The organism is Methylophilus sp. Leaf414 (genome assembly GCF_001425425.1).
Taxonomy (GTDB): Bacteria; Pseudomonadota; Gammaproteobacteria; order Burkholderiales; family Methylophilaceae; genus Methylophilus.
The window spans coordinates 628,548-648,547 of record NZ_LMQQ01000001.1; the positions used below are offsets into that span (position 1 = coordinate 628,548).

Sequence of the window (20,000 nt, forward strand, 5' to 3'; positions counted from 1 at the left end):
TAATTTTAAAAAATGAAAATCAGGTGTTTGGAGAAATTATGAAATCAATTAAATGTTTACTGGCCTTACTCGCCGTGTCCTTTTCACTGCAGGCTTTTGCGCTGTCAGATGAAGAATATATGGAGTTTACTGAAGCGCTTACCGGCGGCAATGTTAAAGTCGTCAAGAAATACGTAGAAACTGACCCAAGCCTGGTTAACCAGAAGTTTTTTGCTTGGGAACCCTTGCAAATGGCGGCTTCTAAAGGTCGGATGGACGTAGTGAAATACCTGATTTCAAAAGGTGCTGACAAAGATTACGTTCACCCGGCCAGCAACAATACGGCTTTTCATATGGCTGCCTTTATTGGCGACGAAAAATTAATGAGATATCTGGCCGCACAAGGGGCTGATGTGAATAAAAAACTGAAAGGTGATGTTTCATTGATCCGTTACTTCAGGGAAGAGCATAACGAAAAAATGGTTGCGTTACTCACAGAGCTCGGCACTAAAGATGACGGCTGTAAGGAAGATAAATGCTTTTAATGTCTGGTAGATACCATCATTAAAAAAAACGGTCATGTCTTGCATGGCCGTTTTTTTTGCATTCGGCCTTTGCAATTCAGCTATGTAATTTTTAGTTAGGTAATTCTGTAATGTAACCAGAGTCACGCACACCACCGCGATGACTTAGAATAATATAAAACAAGAATAACTAAACCACACTCCTGGGGGATTGATGAAAAGATTGCACCTGAGTATTGCACTGGCTTGTAGTGTGACGTGGATAATGCCACTGTCCCTTTATGCTCAAGACAATGATGCACAAGAAAATATTTCTCATGCGATAACGACACTCGCCGCCTCTTGTGCCGCTTGCCATGGCCCTCAAGGAAATAGTTTGGGTGGTACGCCTACCCTGGCGGCGTTAAATAAAGACTATTTTATTCAACGCATGCAGGGTTTCAAAAACGGCTCAATTTCATCTACCGTGATGCATCATCATGCCAAGGGCTTGAAGGATGAAGAAATCACCGCATTGGCAAATTACTTTGCTCTCCAGCAAAGACACACGCCCACAGTTGCACCACATCAGTCTTTTCAGGGGGCACAATAATGCGTATGAACAAACACCTCCCCTCAACTCTTGAAACGTCATCCCGCAGACAATTTGTTCGCTCAGTTATTTATGGAGGCCTGGCTTTTTATGGCATGCCTGCGTTTGCGCGTGCCAGTAAACCACCTCTTGGGCATGTAGTGATCGTAGGTGCCGGTTTTGCCGGGCTGACAGCCGCCAAATATCTTCGCGAATGGAGTCTGGGCAATATCAAGGTGACTATTGTTGAACCAAATCCACAGTTTATTTCCTGCCCGCAAAGTAACCTGGTATTAGGCGGCAGCCGCACGCTGGATGATTTAAGTTTTTCTTACGCGCTGGCACGCAAGCAGCATAACCTGCAATGGATTAAAGATGCGGTCACCGCGGTAGATATCGCAAACAAACAGGTGACCCTGTCACGCGGGAGTTTACGTTATGACCGCCTGGTACTGGCGCCAGGTGTAGACTTTGACTACAGCCGAATCCCTGGCATGCCTGCGCCGGTTGCTGATATTCCACATGCCTGGAAAGCGGGCAAACAAACATTGCAATTACGCCAGCAGCTCGAAAGCATGCCGGATGGCGGCGTATTCGTGATGACCATTCCGGCAGGCCCTTACCGTTGCCCACCCGGGCCTTATGAGCGTGCCTGCCAGGTCGCGCATTATTTCAAACAATACAAGCCAGGTAGTAAAGTGATTATCCTGGATGCCAATGCCGATATCACTTCTAAAAAAGGCTTGTTTCTGCAGAGCTTTCAAGGCGCCTATCAGGGCATTATTGAATACCATAATAACAGCGGCATTTTGCAATTAGACACTGCCAGTAAAACCATCAAGACAGACTTTGAGACAGTGAAAGCGGATGTACTGAATGTGATTCCACCGCAACTGGCAGGCAAAGTGGCTCAAACTGCTGGACTGGCGAATGTTGATCAACGCTGGTGCGAAGTAGACTTTACAACCTATGCTTCAAATGTAAATTCGGATGTACATATCATTGGTGACAGTATTTCGGCGGGTTTGCCAAAATCTGCGCACATGGCGACTTCGCAAGCCAAAATCTGCGCTGCCGCCATTGTTGATATTCAGTCAGGCATCCCGCCGAATCCGCTGCCGGTATTTGCTAACACCTGCTACAGCTTTGTCGACGACAAACAGGCAATGCACGTGGCAAACGTCTACCGTTATGATCCTGCCAAAAAATCCATGGTGTCCGCTGAAGGAGGTGGTGTGTCTACAAAAGCCACGGACCAGGAAGGTGACTATGCCCAAGCCTGGGCGCAAAACATCTGGGCGGATACATTGACATAATGACTGTTCACTTGAATTCTGACGCTGCAATGAAATTATCAAAACGTCTGTTAACAGGCTTATTCGGCGCATGCAGTGTCGTCGCTGTAGTTTTCATTCAAACTATTGCTTTAGCGCAAACTGAAGTCCCGGCTCAAAAGCAAACCACAGCCCCAGCTTCGCTGAAACAAGACCCAAAAGTGCAAACAGCGCTGTCAAGATTAAAAGTTGCAGACGGTCTGAAAATCGAACTTTTCAGTGATGTAAGTCAATGGGGCTCGCCACGCATGCTTGCCCTGGACAAACAGGGTCGCTTGCTGGTGAGCCTGACTGATCAAGGTCGCGTCATTCGATTGAATCAGCAGGGAGAGGTTGAAGTCATTGCCCAGGGATTGGATACACCGCATGGCATAACGCTCCTGGGTGAAGATTTGTTGATTGCCGAGCAGACAGGGGTAGTGAAACTGGTCAAACAAGGTGATCGCTGGGCATCACCCCAACCTTTTATCCACAACCTGCCTAGCGGCGGACATAGTTCAAAAACGGTAAAAGTCTCTCCCGATGGTTTTATCTATATTAATGTCGGTTCCAGCTGCAATGTATGCATTGAAGAGAATGCCATGCGTGCTACATTGCTGAGATTCACTGCGGATGGTCGCCCGGCCGGTGCTTTGCAAACGGTTGGCCGGCATGCGCAAGGCGCCATCTGGGCCACAGGGCTGCGCAACACGCAAGGGTTTGCCTGGCACCCAGAAACCGGCGACCTGTTTGCCACCAATAATGGTGCTGATAACCGCAGTGGTGTTAAAAATGGTCCCGCAAATGATGATTTGCCACCCGAGCACTTGAACCAGATCATACCCGCCAAAAATTACGGCTGGCCTTATTGCTGGGCAGACATCAAAAATCAGGGGCACATGTTTCAAGACCCAAACTTTACCGGCGAAGCCGATGTATGCAAACAAACACAAGCACCAGCCATCACCCTGCCGGCACATAGCACCCCCATAGGATTAACATTCTTGCACCGGAGCCGTTTACCGGAAAACATGCAACAGGATGCGATTGTCGCCTTGCATGGCTCATGGAATCGCCGACAGCCAAGTGGATATGCTTTGTTCCGTATAAAATTCAGGAACCATCAACCGGTCGCCACCGTCCCATTCATTGAAGGCTGGTTGCAAGGCAACCAGTCGTGGGGAAGACCAGTAGATGTGATTGTTGGCGCTGATGGCTGGCTTTATGTCAGTGATGATCAAACTGGCTGGATTTATCGCGTACGCAATGACTAAGTCCAGTTGCAATCCTTATGTGTGATCCCCATTTGGGATAGTGAATCAGCCATTTAATGCTGATATAACAGGAGCAAGGCATGAAGCAAATTTTAATGACTGTGGGCTTGATCTGTGCAAGCTGGATCGGCGTCGCTAACGCTGCAACTACGCCGGCATTAGTCATTCAGGTACCGGATACTTTTTACCAGCATCCGGTACGTTTACTACACCCTTATGCCAATTACTGGCATAACCGTGGAGAGTCGGCTGATAAAGTAAGTGCATCTGCTTTTCAGTCCCGGCATTACACCACCTCAAGTTGCACAGCAGATGCGAATGGCCAGGCGTTGGTTGTTATTGAGCCAAATATGTTTTATAACCCGCAAATGGGCGTATTTCATAGCCAGATCACTGCCCGGGTTTATACCAAAGCAAGCGCAGACAGCGCCCTGGGTAAACCGCTATTGACCGCCAAAGGCGAAGGCCAGTCACGAGGCTGGATCACTTACAATGTTGAAAACTTTGCCCAGAAATCTTACCAGCAGGCATTCGACCAGGTGATTCAGCAGTTACAGAAAGATCCTGTGTTCAAACAATCAGTTGAGCAAGCGTCTGTACAGAATTTTGAAGCTTTATGCGATAGTATCAACACTATTACCCAACCAAAATTATTCTTTTAGGAGCAACCATGTTGTATGGCTATCGTCACCGCGTTATCTCAAGTTTATTCGCTGCAGCGTTTTTTTCTTTAAGCAGCTATAGCCATGCACACGGGTTGGATCCGGTTAACGGATTGCTTACCCCTGAATCGGTCATTCAGGCAGCAGATGGCAAACTGTATGTATCCGAAATTAATGAGTTTGGTAAAGATGGCGATGGCCAGATCCGCGTCATTGATCACGGAAAATCCAGCGTGCTGGTGCAAGGCCTGGATGATCCAAAAGGGTTGACCATTATCGGCACTGACCTGTTTGTGGCTGATAAAAGCAGAGTCTGGCGCGTGCCACTCAACCAAACCCCGGCTAAGGCCGAGGTGTATATCGCTGCTACTGAGTTCCCTCAAGTACCGCAATTTTTGAATGACTTGGCTGCAGATGCAAACGGCAATCTATATGTCAGCGACAGTGGCGACATTATGGGCACCGGCAAAGGCGGTGCAGTTTATAAAATTACGCCGCAACGCAAACTCAGCCTGGTGATTGATGGAAAAGCAGATCCGCGCGTGCTGGCGCCTAACGGCTTACTGGCAGATGCCAAAGGCGAACACCTGTTAGTCGTTGATTTTACCTCCGGCATTCTTTACAACTATGATCTGGCAGCCCGTAAGTTACAGGAAATTGCCAGTGGATTTGGCGGCGCTGATGGCATCGTTCGTCAGGCAAACGGTACGGTTTATGTGAGTGACTGGAAAAACGGCAAGGTTTACCGTGTCGATAACAACAAGGCTGTGTTGCTTAAAGATGGTTATCAGTCTGCCGCAGATATCGCGCTCAGCCAGGATGATCATCATCTACTGGTACCGGATATGAAAGCAGGCGCGCTGGATGTCATCCGTCTGAAGTAACTGAACGAGATCGACAGACAAAAAAAACCACGCTTGCGCGTGGTTAAGTGAGAGGATACACACGAAACCGCTAATTGTCTCAGCTATACCGCAGGGAATACAGCTAGCTTTGGCAACATCACAGTTACTTGCTTTGCGCAGTTTTTTTGTCAACCTCCTTTCGGGGGTTAACCACTGGCTGCGCACCAGCGTGTTTGGCAGACCTGAGATGCTTGTTCATCTCGACTTGTTCTTGAGGAGTCGGGTTGGTTCTCGCAGTACAGGCAATCGAAATCAACAAGCCTAGCATTACGATAGAACGCTTCCTCATCATCGCTCCTTACATATGTTCCAATGGCGCTTTTTAAATTTTTTCATCGCACGGTGATATGTATTCCGTGTCGTCACCATTGCACAATACGCCCCTCCCCTTACAGCCAACTTACAAACCAAAAAGACAGATAATTTGGAGTACACTGCACTCGTTCATATTGATTGGCAGACATAATGCGCTTATTAATTGTTGAAGATGATTTGGTCATTGCAAACGGGCTGGTGCGCGTACTGACGCAGGCAGAATATGCAGTGGACCATGTGGCAGATGGCAAACAGGCCATACGTGCCATTCAGGATGGTGTTTATGACCTGGTGATTTTAGACCTGGGATTGCCGACGATGGACGGCACGCAGGTATTGTCGCACTTACGACAGCAGGCAAACCCGGTAGCGGTGTTGATACTCACAGCGCGAGAGGATGTCGCCACGCGCGTACAGGCGCTGGACCTGGGCGCTGATGACTTCCTTACCAAACCTTTCCACCTTGAAGAACTCGAGGCGCGCGTGCGGGCGCTCATACGCCGCAGTAAACTAGGTAATAACTTACCGTTGCAATGCGGCAATCTGAAGCTGGATGTTCCTAACAAATTGGCTAGCATTAACGAGCAGGCAATTACCTTGTCAGCCCGTGAACTGCATCTGCTGGAAACCCTGATGATGCGCATGGGTAAGATTATCGCTAAAGAACAGATTATGGAATCGCTTTGTAACTGGGACGAGTCCCTCGGTGACAATGCGATTGAAGTGTATATCCACCGCCTGCGCAAAAAGATCGAACCAAGTGGTGCACGCATCCGCACCGTTCGTGGCCTGGGTTACATGCTGGAAGCTGAACATATCAACCCATGATGGCACCACCCCGCTCGCTCAAAAACCAGTTACGTTTATGGTTGCTGCTCACCATGTTGTTTGTGCTGGGCATTTCTGCGGCTATCTCTTACTCGCGCGCATTGCATTATGCAACGCAGGCTTATGACCAGGCGTTGCTGCGTACGGTGCTGGCACTTTCCGACGAAGTGATCGTCGATGAGCATAACCAGGTCAAAATCGAATTGCCGGAAATCGCCAGCCATTTACTCAGCTACAACGAAGGTGATCATATCTATATCCGCATTACCGGCCCCGAAGGCAAGCTGGTATTTGGTGAAGCCCACCTGCCGTTACCCACACATCCGGTGATAGGCAATCAGGAGATATATTACAACAGCACCTACAAGGGCGAACCTATTCGTGTGGTGACTTTCGCGTTACCGGTCAGCACCGAGCCCAATGCAGGGAATATCCTGATTAGCATGGCGGAAACCACCGCCAAACGGGACGCGATGGTGGCAGAGATGGTGGAGGAAATGTTGCTGCCGCAAGTACTGATGATGATACTGGCCGCCATCGTGATCGAGCTAGGTATTTTTTTCGCACTCAAACCGATGCAAGATTTAAAAAACGCTTTGCATGAACGTTCTTACCGCGATTTAAGTGCACTGGATACTGACTCCACGCCACACGAGCTTCAGCCTTTGGTACAAGCCATGAACGCCTTGCTGGAACGGGTCAAATCCGGACTACAGCAACAGCAGCAATTTATTGCGGATGCCTCACATCAATTACGCACTCCCATTGCCGGCTTGCAAACGCAGGCTGAACTGGCTCTGCGCAGTGAGCCGCCAGAGTCAGTGAAAGAACCGCTTAATTTCATATTGCGCAGTACTACGCGGCTATCGCACCTGATACAGCGGCTATTGAGTATGGCCAGAACAGATGCGGCAACCACTCAATTGAAATTCCAGACAGTATCGCTGACCAGCATTATTTACGAAGAATGCGCACGCTGGATAGGCCCGGCAACTGACAAAGGGCTTGAACTCGAAGTGTTGATTGAAACTCAACATGATCATGTCTGGGGCGATGCCTTGATGTTGTCCGAGATGCTTAACAACCTATTGGAAAACGCTATTCTGTATACGCCTGAACAAGGGCTGATCAAAATCAGGCTATGGCAAACCGCTAACGATGTGTTTTTGCAGGTAACAGATAACGGCGTGGGCATTCCCCCACAACAGGCTGCTCGCGTATTCGAGCGCTTTTACCGACTCAACCCCAATCAGGGCAACGGTTGTGGTCTTGGCTTGGCGATTGTGGCCGAAGTAGCCGAGCATCATAACGCCACGATTAATGTCAGCCCTGGATTGGAGCATCCGGTGACACACGACACCGGTAGCCAATTCACGGTAAAATTCGGCTGCTATGATGTCCTGCCTCAGAACACTCGCCCTGCAAATACTCACGCTCAGTGACCCGCAACTAAAATGCACACGAGTGCATTTGCTGTGGGATGACTTGAATACAGGTAAATTGCACCTAAATACCTCCCTTAAATTACATAGTGCTGCGCCTATTCCAGGCCGGCCTGAGCGCCCAGCATTAGTCCCACCCAGGGAGCTTAAACGCCGCGCCATGAATACGGTTGAAGGACGTGCTGCCCTGATTCATGCACTCGCGCATATCGAATTCAATGCTATCAATCTCGCCTTAGATGCCGTCTGGCGGTTTGCAGACATGCCAGCAGAGTATTACAGAGACTGGTTGCAAGTGGCGAAAGAAGAGGCTTATCACTTCACCTTACTGCGGAAACACCTGCAAAATCTTGGGTTTGATTACGGTGATTTTGATGGTCACAATAGCTTGTGGGAAATGGTCGAAAAAACACAATCCGATGTGCTGGCCCGCATGGCATTGGTGCCGCGAACCCTGGAAGCACGTGGCCTGGATGCAAGCCCGCCGTTAAAACAAAAGCTGGCACAAGCCGGTGACCATGCGGCAGCGGCTATCCTCGATATTATTCTGCGTGATGAAATAGGCCATGTCGCCATTGGTAATCGCTGGTTCCACTTTTTATGTGATCAACGTGGTCTTGACTCAATCGCAACGTTTGAAGAACTGTGTGCTCAATTCCAGGCCCCCAAATTAAAACCGCCATTTAATATGCAAGCACGCAAACAGGCCGGATTTACCGATCAGGAATTAGCCTATTTAAACGGGGAATTTGTTTAAAAACTGGTATCCCCCTTTATTTATTTTGCCACCTGACAACTATTTTAATATCTGCAATTACACGGTTATTTGCAAACCCTAGTCTCAACAAAGTACCGTTTTCGGTAATATTTATATCCAAAACATACCTTTTTTAAAACTAGAAAGCCTAAACTGACGTAAGAACTATCTTTTATTTAAACAATCGCAATATGAGTGAAATCATTAAAATAGGCTTCTATTTAGCCTGCACAAGATTTCAGGTCTGTTTTAGTTACTTATAATGCAAAAGGAACCAATTGAAATGAATTGCGGCAAGTGTAATCCACAAGATCTGGGAATTGATTTCTCAATGGCTTTTCAGCCGATTGTGGCATTTCACGAAAAGAACGTGTGGGGTTACGAATCGCTTGTGCGTGGCCTCAACAATGAACCCGCTTCTTTCATCCTTGATCAGGTGAATGGATCAAAAGTGCACAGCTTCGACCAGATCATCAGGTCACGATCCATCAGACTCGCCAATAAACTTCAATTTGACCAGATACTCTCTATCAACTTTTTGCCTAACGCAGTCTACAACCCTGAAAACTGTATTCAGGCGACTTTAAAAGTGTGTGATGAATTGGGTTTTGATAAAAAACGTATTATGTTTGAAGTGACAGAAGCAGAAAAAATTACTGACCACGCACATTTGAAGAATATTTTTACTGAATACAAGAAACACCAGTTTCTGACAGCGATTGATGATTTTGGCGCAGGTTACTCAGGTCTCAACCTGTTAGCGGAGTGGCAACCGGACATTATCAAGCTGGATATGAATCTGATCCGCGATATTGATAAAAACAAAACCAAACAATTGATTGTGAAAAGTATTTTGGATGTATGTCATGGCTTGAATATCACCGTGATTTCCGAAGGGATAGAAACGGTCGGTGAATTGTCAGTCATGGTGGATTTTGGCGTCAATCTATACCAGGGCTATTATTTCGCCCGACCACTTTTCGAGAACTTGCCTGCGATTCCTGAGGAATGTTTTAATCTCGGTTGATTGGGCACACTTTAGCCTGTTGATTCACATTAAATTAACCATTGCGCCACCGCACCCACCAACCCGCTCACTAAAATCACAATCGCTACATTTACGCGATATTTGAGCACCGCAATCAGCGCCACTAAACTGAGCACAATTGAAAACCAATCGATGCCGTTTGCCATACCCTGCGGCCAGAAGATATGCCATGCAAAAAATAAAGCCAGATTAAAAATAACGCCAACCACGGCGGCAGTCACGCCGCTCAAAGGTGCGGTAAACTTGAGGTTACCATGCGTGGTTTCAATCAAAGGTCCGCCTAGGAAAATAAAAACCAGGCTAGGTAAAAAAGTAAAAAAAGTCACTATGGTTGCCGCCACAATGCCTGATAAACCGGCATGTCCCGCACCCAGTATTTCGTTGTTCCAGCCACTGACATAAGCAACAAATGTCACGACCATAATCAGTGGGCCGGGCGTCGTTTCACCGAGTGCCAGTGCATCCATCATCTGGCCTGCCGTTAACCACTGGTAGTGCTCAACAGCCCCTTGATAAACATAAGGCAATACCGCATAAGCGCCACCAAACGTGAGCAGCGCTGCCTTGGTAAAAAACCAGCCCATCTGCGTAAAAGCGCCTTGCCAGCCATATAGACCAACCAGTATCAGCATCACTGTTACCCACAGACAAATAGCACATAAGATCACGTGCCGGAAACGTTGCCAGCTGAATATCGCATGGAGCGGCGTTGGAGTAGCGTCATCAATCAATGCTGGATAATGGGCTTGATGGGTTACAGCATGCCCGCTTACCTGTTGGAAATAATGCGGAAAGTAATAACCACCGGCCACACCAGCCAGGGCGGCAAACAATACAATCAGCGGAAACGGCAGCTTAAAGAAAAAAATACCGATAAATGCCAGGATGGCAATGCTCCACAGCAATGGATTTTTGAGGGTTTTACTACCTATGCGATAAGCAGCAAATAAAACAATGGCGATCACCGCCGGTTTGATACCATGAAAAATACCTGCCACGGTGGGGATTGAGCCATAAGCCATATACACCCATGCTAAAGTGACTAGCATAAAAAATGATGGCAGAAAGAACAGGATACCGGCAATCAGGCCACCTGCCGTACGGTGCATCAGCCAGCCGATATAAGTCGCCAGTTGCTGCGCTTCAGGGCCAGGCAATAGCATGCAGTAATTCAGTGCATGTAAAAAGCGGCTTTCTGATATCCAGCGTTTCTGTTCAACCAGGTCATGGTGCATCAGTGCAATCTGCCCGGCTGGGCCGCCGAAGCTGATACATCCCAACTTAAACCAGTAGAGGCTGGCTTCTGTTAAAGAGACCGCCTGTGGCGGAGAATCTGTTTCTGTGGACACGCTCATGACGCCTTCTCAACAGGGTTATGCTACCAACATACACGTCCGATATGACAATTACCGATGTGGGACTACATCGTTAACAGGTTTGCCACACCATCCAGGCCGACAATATTTAATGCATACTTGGCCTGTTGCTGTACCACAGGCTTGGCATGATAGGCCACCCCAACTTCAGACACTGACATCATTTTCAGATCATTGGCACCATCACCAATCGCAATTGTCTGTTGGGCGGTTAAGCCAAGCTGGTCACGCAGTTTGACCAGCTCGTCGGCTTTGCGCTGGGCATCGACAATATCGCCCAGCACTTGACCAGTCAATTTGCCATCAACGATTTCGAGAGTGTTGGAAACGGCGTAATCCAGCCCTAGCGTTTGTTGCACATAATGCGCAAACACAGTAAAACCACCCGATACCACCATGGTTTTAATGCCGTGCTGTTTACAGGTATCTATCCACTGTGGAACGCCGGGATTAAAACGTAATCGTTCATCTATTACTTGTTGCAGTGCTATTTCCGGCAAACCTTTGAGGAGTGCAACACGCTTGCGCAAACTGGCGGAGAAATCGAGTTCACCACGCATGGCTGCTTCGGTGATCTCGGCCACTTGCGGTTTGATATTCATCATGTCTGCAATTTCATCTATGCATTCGATCGAAATCAGGGTGGAATCCATATCCATGACGCACAGGCCAAATTTTGCCAGACGATGCGCGTCTTCAACCAATGCACAATCAATTTGCTGGCTGGCACAAAATGCTTTCACCTCCACATAATCGCCTTCGGCAACCGGCAGGTAATATGCATGTAGAGCGACTTGTGCAAACTGGTTATAGCCACCAACCAGGCCATGAATGTGCGTGAGATGCGCCATGCTGATGGCAGGCCCTTGAACCACTAAACGCATGATGAAATCAACTCGAATTTAAAGGCTGAATTATACCAGTGGAAGCCACAATGCCTGATTTTGTATTGTTCAGGCATATTTCTGTTTTAGGATTCGCCCCGCCGATGGTATGCTTGCCAAAAAATTTGAAACTTAGCATTCAACATCTCACCTGGGGAAAGCAATGAAACAAGCGTCTCAAACATTACCGTGGCTTAACCTGCCTAACCTGCCATTGCCGCTTAAAGCTTTGTTCGTAGGCTATTTGCTGGTGGTTGGCGTGGGCTTGTGTATGGCCGGTTTGCAAATCATGCTGACACACGGCATGGCTGACGGTAAATTTGGTTTATCTGTAAACGACATTGTATACAGCTATTACGGTGACCGTAGCGGCACTAAACTGGCAAGCAAACTGAATGGTTCGATGTCAGACAAAGCGCCGCTGGAAGTGCGTCAGGACATTATCAAGTGGGCGCAGCAAGGCGCACCACAAGACCAGTGGGAATCACACTATAAACAGATTTTTGCCCAGCACTGTGTCATGTGCCACAGCAATATTCCCGGCATTCCTGACTTTACCAAATATGAAGAAGTCAAAGCGCGCGCTGAAGTGAATGAAGGCGCGACTATTAGTGGCTTGACCCGCGTGTCGCATATCCACTTGTTTGGTATCAGCTTTATCTTCTTTTTCATTGGCCTTATTTTCAGCTTCGCTGTCAATGTGCCAAAAACCGCCAAAGTGATTGCTATCGGCTTTCCTTTCGCCTTTTTGATTGCCGATGTGATGTCATGGTGGCTGACCAAATGGTCGCCCCATTTTGCATGGTTAACCATTATCGGCGGCATGGGCTACAGTCTGGCTTCCAGCTATATGTGGATTATCAGCATGTACCAGATGCTGATACTTTCGCGCAATGGAAAAGTTTACGGCAATGCCTGGGCTGAAGACCTCTAAGCAATAAGTTCGTATAGCCAATATAAAACCGCACTTTAGTCAGAAAACCGCACTTGGGTGCGGTTTTTTTGTTTGCAGCCTAGCTTTGAGTGGGTATTTGCGCGAAAATAACAGCTTAATCATAAAAACAGTTTATTTTCATGAATCTGCACGAATATCAGGCTAAACAATTACTGCAAAAGTATGGTTTGGTCACTCCCGCCGGCCTGGTTGTCCAATCCGAAGAAGCTGCTGCAGCCGCCACCAAAGAACTGGGTGGTGAAGCCTGGGTGGTGAAAGCCCAGGTACATGCCGGTGGCCGTGGTAAAGCTGGTGGCGTAAAGGTTGTGAAATCGGCCCTGGAAGCACAAACAGTGGCTGGTGGCCTGCTCGGCAAACACCTCGTCACCTACCAGAATGCACCTGATGGCCAACCTGTACATCAGGTGCTGGTGGAGCAGACATTGCCGATTGCGCGAGAACTGTATCTTTCAATGCTGGTAGACCGCAGCCTGGAACGTGTGGTTATGGTCGCTTCCAGTGCAGGCGGTATGGATATTGAAGAAATCGCAGCTACCCAGCCAGACAAAATTCTGCAGGAAATCTGTGACCCGCTGAATGGCCTGGTCGATTACCAGGCGCGTAACCTCGCGTTTGGCTTAGGCTTAAGTGGTGACCAGATTGCGGCTTTCACCAAACTGGCCAAAGGCCTGTACAAACTATTCAAGGATAACGATCTATCCCTGCTGGAAATCAACCCGCTGGTGGTGACCAACGAAGGAAAACTGGTCGCGCTCGATTGCAAGATGACCGTCGATGATAACGCGCTCTATCGTCAGAAACCGTTTGCGGAAATTCGCGACTGGTCACAGGATGATGCAAAGGAAGCTGAAGCGCATCACAGCGGACTGAATTACATTGCACTGAATGGGAACATCGGCTGTATGGTGAATGGCGCCGGCCTGGCGATGGCCACCATGGACCTGATCAAGCTACATGGCGGCATGCCGGCTAACTTCCTAGATGTCGGCGGCGGTGCCACGGCGGAAACCGTGACCAAGGCATTCAAAATCATCCTGGCAGACCAGAACGTAAAAGCCATCCTGGTGAATATTTTCGGCGGCATTATGCGCTGCGACATCATTGCGACCGGCATTATCACTGCCGTGAAAGAAGTAGGCATGACTATTCCGGTCGTCGTTCGACTGGAAGGCACCAATGTGGAGCTGGGTAAACAAATGTTGCGCGAAAGCGGCCTGAATATTATTTCGGCAGAAGGCCTGACCGATGGGGCAAAACAAGCAGTTAAAGCAGTAAGTGAAGGTGTGTAGTCATGGCAATTTTAGTCGATAAAAATACCAAAGTATTGTGCCAGGGCTTTACCGGTAAACAGGGCACATTCCATTCTGAACAAGCCTTGGCTTACGGCACTCAAATGGTCGGTGGCGTGACACCGGGCAAAGGTGGCCAGCTTCATTTAAACCTGCCGGTGTTTAACACGATGCGCGAAGCGGTCAAAGAAACCCAGGCAAATGCCAGCGTGATTTATGTACCACCGCCATTTGCCGCTGACTCTATCCTTGAGGCTGCAGATGCCGGCATAGCACTGATTGTGTGTATCACTGAGGGCATTCCGGTGCTGGATATGCTGAATGTGAAAGCCGCCTTGCTTGCTAACGGCACCCGACTGATTGGTCCTAATTGCCCTGGCGTGATTACGCCGGATGAATGCAAAATCGGCATTATGCCGGGCAGCATCCATCAACGCGGCAAGGTTGGCGTGGTTTCCAGGTCTGGCACATTGACTTATGAAGCGGTACATCAAACCTCTGCGCTTGGATTAGGCCAGACGACCTGTGTCGGCATTGGTGGCGACCCGATCAAAGGCCTGAACTTTATTGATTGTCTGGCATTCTTCCAGAATGACCCGGAAACCGAAGCGATTATCATGGTGGGGGAAATTGGTGGTAGCGATGAAGAGGCCGCGGCTGACTTTATCAAACACCATGTGACCAAACCAGTGGCGGCTTATATTGCCGGGTTGACTGCCCCTAAAGGTAAACGCATGGGCCATGCAGGTGCCATTATCTCCGGCGGTTCTGGCCGTGCTGAAGACAAAATCACAGCGTTGGAAGCCGCAGGCTGCGTGGTAGCTGATTCACCTGCAGGCCTGGGTGAAGCGGTATTGGCGGCGATTCAACGTGCTGCAAAATAATTGTTTGGAGATAGCATGAAGCGTATTGCGCGGACGACTTATTGGACCAGTTTGTTGTTATGTGGCACCGTACTGTTGCTAGGTTTGTCCTTGACCGCTGAAGCTGCAAGCAAAAAAAAGAGTAAAGCCAGCCCCGACGAAGCGACCATAGTCGATAAATCAGCCATGGATGCGCCGCCGGTAGATGCCAGCGCAAACATTTCCTATCTGCTGATTGCATCCTCCAAAGGAGATGTCGCAACGGTAAAAGCGTTGCTCAAAAGCGGCGCTAATCCCAATGTCACCGATGCAGAAAGAATAACACCTATCATGTATGCCGCGCGTAAAAACCAGGCAGAAGTCATACGTGTCTTATTGGAAAGTGGTGCCAGTATCAATGCCAAAGACCAGGGTGGCTGGACTGCGCTGATGTTTGCCGCCAAGAAAAACAATATCGATGCCGTGAAAGTATTGCTGGATAAAGGCGCTGATGTAAAAGTCCGTGATCCGGATGGCTGGAGTGCGCTTGGCCTGGCGGCGACTTCAGGCTACAGTGATCTGGTCGGCATGATCATCGCGAAAGGTTTTGATGCCAATGTGCGCGCCAGTGATGGCAAAACAGTGCTGATGTATGCAGCTAAAAGTGGCAGCGTGCCTACTATCACTGCGATTCTTAAAAACGGCGCTGATCCTAACCTGAAAGATAAGCTCGGCACTACTGCGTTAATGATCGCAGCCCGCGAAGGCTTTACGCCTGCGGTGATCTCCTTGCTCGAACAAGGTGCGAAAATTGATGAAGAAGATGAACACGAATGGACAGCGTTGACCTGGGCGGTCAAAAAAGACCAGAAGGATGTCGCCAAAGCCCTGCTGGAGCGCAAGGCGGATATTGATCATCAGGATAGCGAAGGCACACCGCTACTACATTTGGCCGTCAGCAATAATTCACCAGACATGGCGGACTTGCTCCTTAAACACGGTGCCAATGTCAAAACGCGCGACCAGTATGGTCTGACTGCTTATGTCTATGCTTTAAAAGCGCAAAACCCGGCCATGGTCGAACTGATTAAAGCCGCGGGTGGCAAATACTGAATGTCCGCTGCATGAAACTCGCCATAGCCCAAATGAACAGCATGGTTGGCGCCATGCAACAAAATGCTGAACATATACTGGAACGCGCCAACCTGGCTTATGCCGAAGGCGCGCGGCTGCTGCTGACCCCTGAACTGTCACTGTGCGGATATCCGCCGGAAGATTTACTATTCCGGCAGGATTTTTACGAGGCGAATCAACGTGCATTGCATTGGCTGGAACAACAGTTGCCAAGCGATATGGCAGTGGTGATTGGTCACCCTCAGGAAATTGCTGGCAACCGCTACAATGCAGCTTCCGTGATCCATTCAAAACGTATTCAGGCTACTTACCATAAGCATCACCTGCCCAATTACAATGTGTTTGATGAAGAACGTTATTTTGAAGCGGGTGAGCTACCAGTGGTGTTTGAATGGCAAGGCACGCGTTATGGCATTTTAATCTGTGCAGATATCTGGGAACCGGCGCCCGCACTGCAATCCTTGCAGGCAGATGCGCAAGTCTTGCTGGTGATTAATGCATCCCCCTACCACATGCACAAGCAGCTCACTCGCTACCAGGTTTTGCGAGACCGTATCCGCGAAACCGGCCTGCCGATCATTTACGCGAATATGGTGGGAGGTCAGGATGAACTGGTGTTTGATGGTGGCTCATTCGCTATGAATAATCAGGGCGAGCTTATGCAAGAATTACCGATGTTTGAAGATAAGTTGAGCTATGTGTTACTGGAAAACAACCAACCGGTTGCTACGACACTTGAGACGCATCCGCCATTAGAAGCGACGGTTTATCAAGCTTTGCAATTAGGCTTAAAAGATTACGTCAATAAAAACCGTTTCCCTGGTGTGGTGCTGGGTTTATCTGGTGGCATTGATTCTGCGCTGACACTGGCAATCGCGGTCGATGCATTGGGTAAGGAACGCGTGAAAGCAGTGATGATGCCTTCGGAATTCACTGCAGATATCAGCATTGACGATGCCGCAGAAATGGCCAGACTGCTGGATGTGGAATATAGTGTGTTGCCGATCAAACCTTTATTCAATGGCTTTTGTCAGACGCTGGCTGAAGAGTTTACTGGCAAGGCATTTGATACCACTGAAGAAAACTTGCAGGCGCGTATCCGAGGCATGTTGCTGATGGCGATCAGTAATAAATTCGGTAATATGGTGATTACCACCGGCAATAAATCAGAAACAGCAGTTGGCTACAGCACACTGTATGGTGACATGGCGGGTGGTTTTGCGTTAATCAAGGATGTGCCTAAAACGCTAGTTTATAAACTCGCCCGCTACCGCAATAGTCTCGGCCAAGTCATTCCAGAGAGAATTATCACACGTCCCCCAAGTGCCGAATTACGTGCTGACCAAACCGACCAGGATAGTTTGCCGGCCTATGAAATACTGGATGCGATTATGGAAGCTTATGCCGAGAAAGACCTCAGCATTGAAGATATTATCCAACAAGGCTATGCAAGGGCAGATGTCGAAAGAGTGACCCGCCTGATAGACAGAAACGAATACAAACGCAGGCAGGCTGCAGTGGGGGTCCGTATCACTGAGCGTGGATTCGGCAAAGACCGACGTTACCCGATCACCTGCAACTTATCATTTTAGTTTTACAAATTAATTACTCAGTCATTCAGTAACCATGGCATTTGAATTAAAAGCAGCGGTTGCGTAGAATGTTTTAAAAATTAATCACGGAGCACTTATGAAAAAACTAGAAGCCGTCATCAAACCATTCAAACTAGACGAAGTGCGCGAGGCCTTATCAGAAATTGGTGTCAACGGACTAACCGTCACAGAAGTCAAAGGATTTGGACGTCAGAAAGGCCATACCGAGCTTTACCGTGGTGCGGAATATGTGGTGGACTTTCTGCCAAAAATCAAAGTGGAAGTTGTCCTGGCAGAAAACATGCTGGATAACGCGATCGAAGCGATTATCAAGGCTGCGCACACCGGCAAGATCGGTGATGGCAAGATTTTTGTAACTTCGGTAGAGCAAGTGATTCGTATCAGAACCGGTGAAACAGGCGAAGCCGCTATTTAAGCCAAATTACTTTATTCCCATGGCAACTTTGACCTGAAGTTGCCATTCTTACTTCCACAGGAAAACCAATGAGTTTTACCCTCCTTAAAACCATTGTGCTGCTTAGCATTTCCAACCTGTTTATGCTGTTTGCCTGGTATGGCCATCTCAAAAACCTGAATAGCAAACCCTGGATCATCGCCGCCCTGATTAGCTGGGGCATCGCCCTGATTGAGTACCTGTTCCAGGTACCGGCCAATCGCATAGGATTCACACAGTTAAACCTGGCGCAACTTAAAATCCTGCAGGAAGTGATTACACTTGTGATCTTTGTACCGTTTGCCATTTTCTATATGCAACAGCCGCTGAAGTGGGACTACCTTTGGGCAGGCTTGTGCATCATGGGCGCGGTATACTTTATTTTCCGCCATTGACTTTCGCCAGCGGCTTACCAGCGTTCTACATGCTCATTGACCCTAACGGGCTATTTCATTTAATAGTCCGCATCCTTATGATTGCCATATTAACAAATCCAAATAACCAATCTTAATCAGGGAAAAAATATCATGAAAAAATTACTTGCCGCAGCGTTGTTGTTAGCCAGTACTTCCGTTTTTGCTACCACCACTACATTTAGTGGCTATGACCAGCCAGGTACAAGCAATTCAAAAACCACCAAAATCAGTATTTCTTATCTGGATGGTAGTTTTGACTTGTCAGGCGTATTGGATCCTAGCTTCAGATTGATTCATGAGAATAACTCAGGTTTCTATAACGGTTTAACTCTGATTAGCGATGCGGATGATACTTTTACATACTCTCCTATCATTTTCCCTTTGCATGATTTTGACCTGACAAGATACACATTCAGCTTCTCAAATCTGGCTGCTGGTACTTACACATTGCAATTCAACCTGATTGCTGGTGGTCACTACAACGGTAGCTACACTATTTCGCCAGTCACCATTCCGGTACCGGAGCCAGAAACTTATGGCATGATGCTGGTAGGCTTGGGCCTGATGGGTACCATTGCACTGCGCCGCCAGAAAAACCGCTAGTTTTTAGCTTAGTCTTAAATAAAAAGCCTCAATTAATGAGGCTTTTTTTATTGCTCGCAAAACTGAATAAGGGTTTTAGCATGCTTATGATTGCATGGCAAAAATCTGTCGTACCGCTTCTAGATCGGCGGCGGTATCCACGCCACTGGCCGGTGCGTTCTCAGTCACTGTCACAGCAACCTGGTAACCATGGTATAACACGCGCAACTGTTCCAGACTCTCAATCTTTTCAAGGGCAGTAGCTGGTAAACTGGCATATTGCTTGAGAAAACCAACGCGATAGGCATAGATACCAATGTGCCTATGGGCGATTAACTGCTCGCGGAATTCTGCATCACGTGGATAAGGAATAGGCGCGCGACTGAAGTACAGCGCCTGGTTGTGAACATTTAACACCACTTTGACGATATTGGGATTCTCAAAAGCTGCGCCGTCATGAATGGGATGGCAAGCCGTTGCCATGACTGCTTGCGTATCTTTGGCCAAAGCCTGTGCGACCTCATTGATCAATATCGGATCTATTAGCGGCTCATCGCCTTGTACATTCACCACAATCGTCTCATCGGGCCAGCCCATTTTTTGGACGACCTCGGCAATCCGGTCAGTGCCTGAAAGATGATCTTCACGTGTCATCACTGAGGCAAATCCAAACTGTTCGGCCACCTGTGTAATGGGAGTGTGGTCAGTTGCAATCACCACTTCGCATGCCTGGCTTTTATTAGCCTGGATAGCTACCTGGATTACCATAGGTTTGCCGGCAATATCCAGCAAAGGCTTACCCGGCAGGCGGCTACTGGCAAAACGGGCAGGAATAACCACTTTAAACATGCGTCTGCC

General features: G+C 48.2%; 22 protein-coding genes. 18 read left to right on the forward strand and 4 right to left on the reverse strand.

The genetic code is table 11. The features are described 5' to 3' along the window. Positions 1-38: 38 nt before the first annotated feature. The 6 genes from ASG24_RS03070 (at position 39) to ASG24_RS03095 (ending at position 5,207) form a co-directional block, all read left to right on the forward strand. Complete coding sequence (locus ASG24_RS03070) at positions 39-524, forward strand: ankyrin repeat domain-containing protein (protein ID WP_055868427.1); 486 nt, start codon at positions 39-41, stop codon at positions 522-524. Between the two features lie 193 nt (positions 525-717). Then, entirely contained in the window at positions 718-1,095 is a 378-nt protein-coding gene (locus ASG24_RS03075) for a c-type cytochrome (protein WP_055867690.1), read from the forward strand. 5 nt (positions 1,096-1,100) lie between these two features. Beyond that, on the forward strand, positions 1,101-2,390 hold the full coding sequence (locus ASG24_RS03080) for an NAD(P)/FAD-dependent oxidoreductase (RefSeq protein ID WP_200936959.1): 1,290 nt from the start codon (positions 1,101-1,103) through the stop codon (positions 2,388-2,390). A 29-nt stretch (positions 2,391-2,419) separates the two neighbouring features. Beyond that, positions 2,420-3,661 (forward strand): sorbosone dehydrogenase family protein, encoded by a 1,242-nt coding sequence (locus ASG24_RS03085; RefSeq protein WP_082487988.1) that lies wholly within the window; start codon positions 2,420-2,422, stop codon positions 3,659-3,661. Between the two features lie 80 nt (positions 3,662-3,741). Next, positions 3,742-4,323, forward strand: a complete 582-nt coding sequence (locus tag ASG24_RS03090) for a hypothetical protein (RefSeq protein ID WP_055867707.1) — start codon at positions 3,742-3,744, stop codon at positions 4,321-4,323. An 8-nt stretch (positions 4,324-4,331) separates the two neighbouring features. Further along, positions 4,332-5,207, forward strand: a complete 876-nt coding sequence (locus tag ASG24_RS03095; RefSeq protein WP_055867710.1) for an SMP-30/gluconolactonase/LRE family protein — start codon at positions 4,332-4,334, stop codon at positions 5,205-5,207. Between the two features lie 124 nt (positions 5,208-5,331). On the opposite strand, the gene ASG24_RS03100 is transcribed toward ASG24_RS03095, so the two are convergent. Then, positions 5,332-5,520, reverse strand: a complete 189-nt coding sequence (locus ASG24_RS03100; RefSeq protein ID WP_235559639.1) for a hypothetical protein — start codon at positions 5,518-5,520, stop codon at positions 5,332-5,334. A gap of 173 nt (positions 5,521-5,693) precedes the next feature. On the opposite strand from ASG24_RS03100, the gene ASG24_RS03105 reads away from it, so the two are divergent. The 4 genes from ASG24_RS03105 (at position 5,694) to ASG24_RS03120 (ending at position 9,597) form a co-directional block, all read left to right on the forward strand. Next, positions 5,694-6,371, forward strand: a complete 678-nt coding sequence (locus tag ASG24_RS03105) for a response regulator transcription factor (RefSeq protein WP_055826210.1) — start codon at positions 5,694-5,696, stop codon at positions 6,369-6,371. Next, a complete protein-coding gene (locus ASG24_RS03110) occupies positions 6,368-7,813 on the forward strand; it encodes a sensor histidine kinase (protein ID WP_235562287.1) in 1,446 nt (481 codons plus the stop codon). The genes ASG24_RS03105 and ASG24_RS03110 overlap by 4 nt, the downstream gene beginning before the upstream one ends. Beyond that, on the forward strand, positions 7,764-8,570 hold the full coding sequence (locus ASG24_RS03115) for a ferritin-like domain-containing protein (RefSeq protein ID WP_055867712.1): 807 nt from the start codon (positions 7,764-7,766) through the stop codon (positions 8,568-8,570). Before ASG24_RS03110 ends, ASG24_RS03115 begins: the two co-directional genes overlap by 50 nt. Before the next feature lie 283 nt (positions 8,571-8,853). Then, the gene (locus tag ASG24_RS03120; RefSeq protein WP_235562288.1) at positions 8,854-9,597 is read left to right on the forward strand and encodes an EAL domain-containing protein; all 744 of its coding nucleotides are present in this window, start codon (positions 8,854-8,856) and stop codon (positions 9,595-9,597) included. 29 nt (positions 9,598-9,626) lie between these two features. On the opposite strand, the gene chrA is transcribed toward ASG24_RS03120, so the two are convergent. Both chrA and serB read right to left on the reverse strand, forming a co-directional pair. Then, positions 9,627-10,973 (reverse strand): chromate efflux transporter, encoded by a 1,347-nt coding sequence (chrA, locus tag ASG24_RS03125; protein WP_055867718.1) that lies wholly within the window; start codon positions 10,971-10,973, stop codon positions 9,627-9,629. Positions 10,974-11,038: 65 nt separating this feature from the next. Continuing rightward, positions 11,039-11,878 carry a phosphoserine phosphatase SerB gene (gene serB, locus ASG24_RS03130; RefSeq protein ID WP_055867721.1) on the reverse strand — a complete coding sequence of 280 codons (840 nt, stop codon included), beginning with the start codon at positions 11,876-11,878 and terminating at the stop codon, positions 11,039-11,041. A 163-nt stretch (positions 11,879-12,041) separates the two neighbouring features. Between serB and ASG24_RS03135 the strand changes: the two genes are divergently transcribed. The 8 genes from ASG24_RS03135 to ASG24_RS03170 all read left to right on the forward strand — a co-directional run bounded on the left by ASG24_RS03135 (position 12,042) and on the right by ASG24_RS03170 (position 19,163). Next, positions 12,042-12,812 (forward strand): hypothetical protein, encoded by a 771-nt coding sequence (locus tag ASG24_RS03135; RefSeq protein ID WP_055826221.1) that lies wholly within the window; start codon positions 12,042-12,044, stop codon positions 12,810-12,812. Between the two features lie 140 nt (positions 12,813-12,952). Then, entirely contained in the window at positions 12,953-14,122 is a 1,170-nt protein-coding gene (sucC, locus tag ASG24_RS03140; RefSeq protein ID WP_055867725.1) for an ADP-forming succinate--CoA ligase subunit beta, read from the forward strand. Between the two features lie 2 nt (positions 14,123-14,124). Further along, entirely contained in the window at positions 14,125-15,006 is an 882-nt protein-coding gene (gene sucD, locus ASG24_RS03145) for a succinate--CoA ligase subunit alpha (protein WP_055867728.1), read from the forward strand. Between the two features lie 165 nt (positions 15,007-15,171). Continuing rightward, positions 15,172-16,077: an ankyrin repeat domain-containing protein gene (locus ASG24_RS03150; protein ID WP_082487990.1), complete on the forward strand. Its 906-nt coding sequence runs from the start codon at positions 15,172-15,174 to the stop codon at positions 16,075-16,077. 11 nt (positions 16,078-16,088) lie between these two features. Continuing rightward, the gene (locus ASG24_RS03155) at positions 16,089-17,690 is read left to right on the forward strand and encodes an NAD+ synthase (protein ID WP_055867731.1); all 1,602 of its coding nucleotides are present in this window, start codon (positions 16,089-16,091) and stop codon (positions 17,688-17,690) included. 97 nt (positions 17,691-17,787) lie between these two features. Next, on the forward strand, positions 17,788-18,126 hold the full coding sequence (locus ASG24_RS03160; RefSeq protein WP_055826229.1) for a P-II family nitrogen regulator: 339 nt from the start codon (positions 17,788-17,790) through the stop codon (positions 18,124-18,126). A gap of 68 nt (positions 18,127-18,194) precedes the next feature. Continuing rightward, the gene (locus ASG24_RS03165; RefSeq protein WP_055826230.1) at positions 18,195-18,539 is read left to right on the forward strand and encodes a DMT family protein; all 345 of its coding nucleotides are present in this window, start codon (positions 18,195-18,197) and stop codon (positions 18,537-18,539) included. 132 nt (positions 18,540-18,671) lie between these two features. Next, positions 18,672-19,163 carry an FxDxF family PEP-CTERM protein gene (locus ASG24_RS03170; RefSeq protein WP_235562289.1) on the forward strand — a complete coding sequence of 164 codons (492 nt, stop codon included), beginning with the start codon at positions 18,672-18,674 and terminating at the stop codon, positions 19,161-19,163. Between the two features lie 84 nt (positions 19,164-19,247). Here the strand turns inward: ASG24_RS03170 and kdsB are convergent, their stop codons facing one another. Continuing rightward, on the reverse strand, positions 19,248-19,991 hold the full coding sequence (kdsB, locus tag ASG24_RS03175) for a 3-deoxy-manno-octulosonate cytidylyltransferase (protein ID WP_055867736.1): 744 nt from the start codon (positions 19,989-19,991) through the stop codon (positions 19,248-19,250). Between the last annotated feature and the right edge of the window lie 9 nt (positions 19,992-20,000).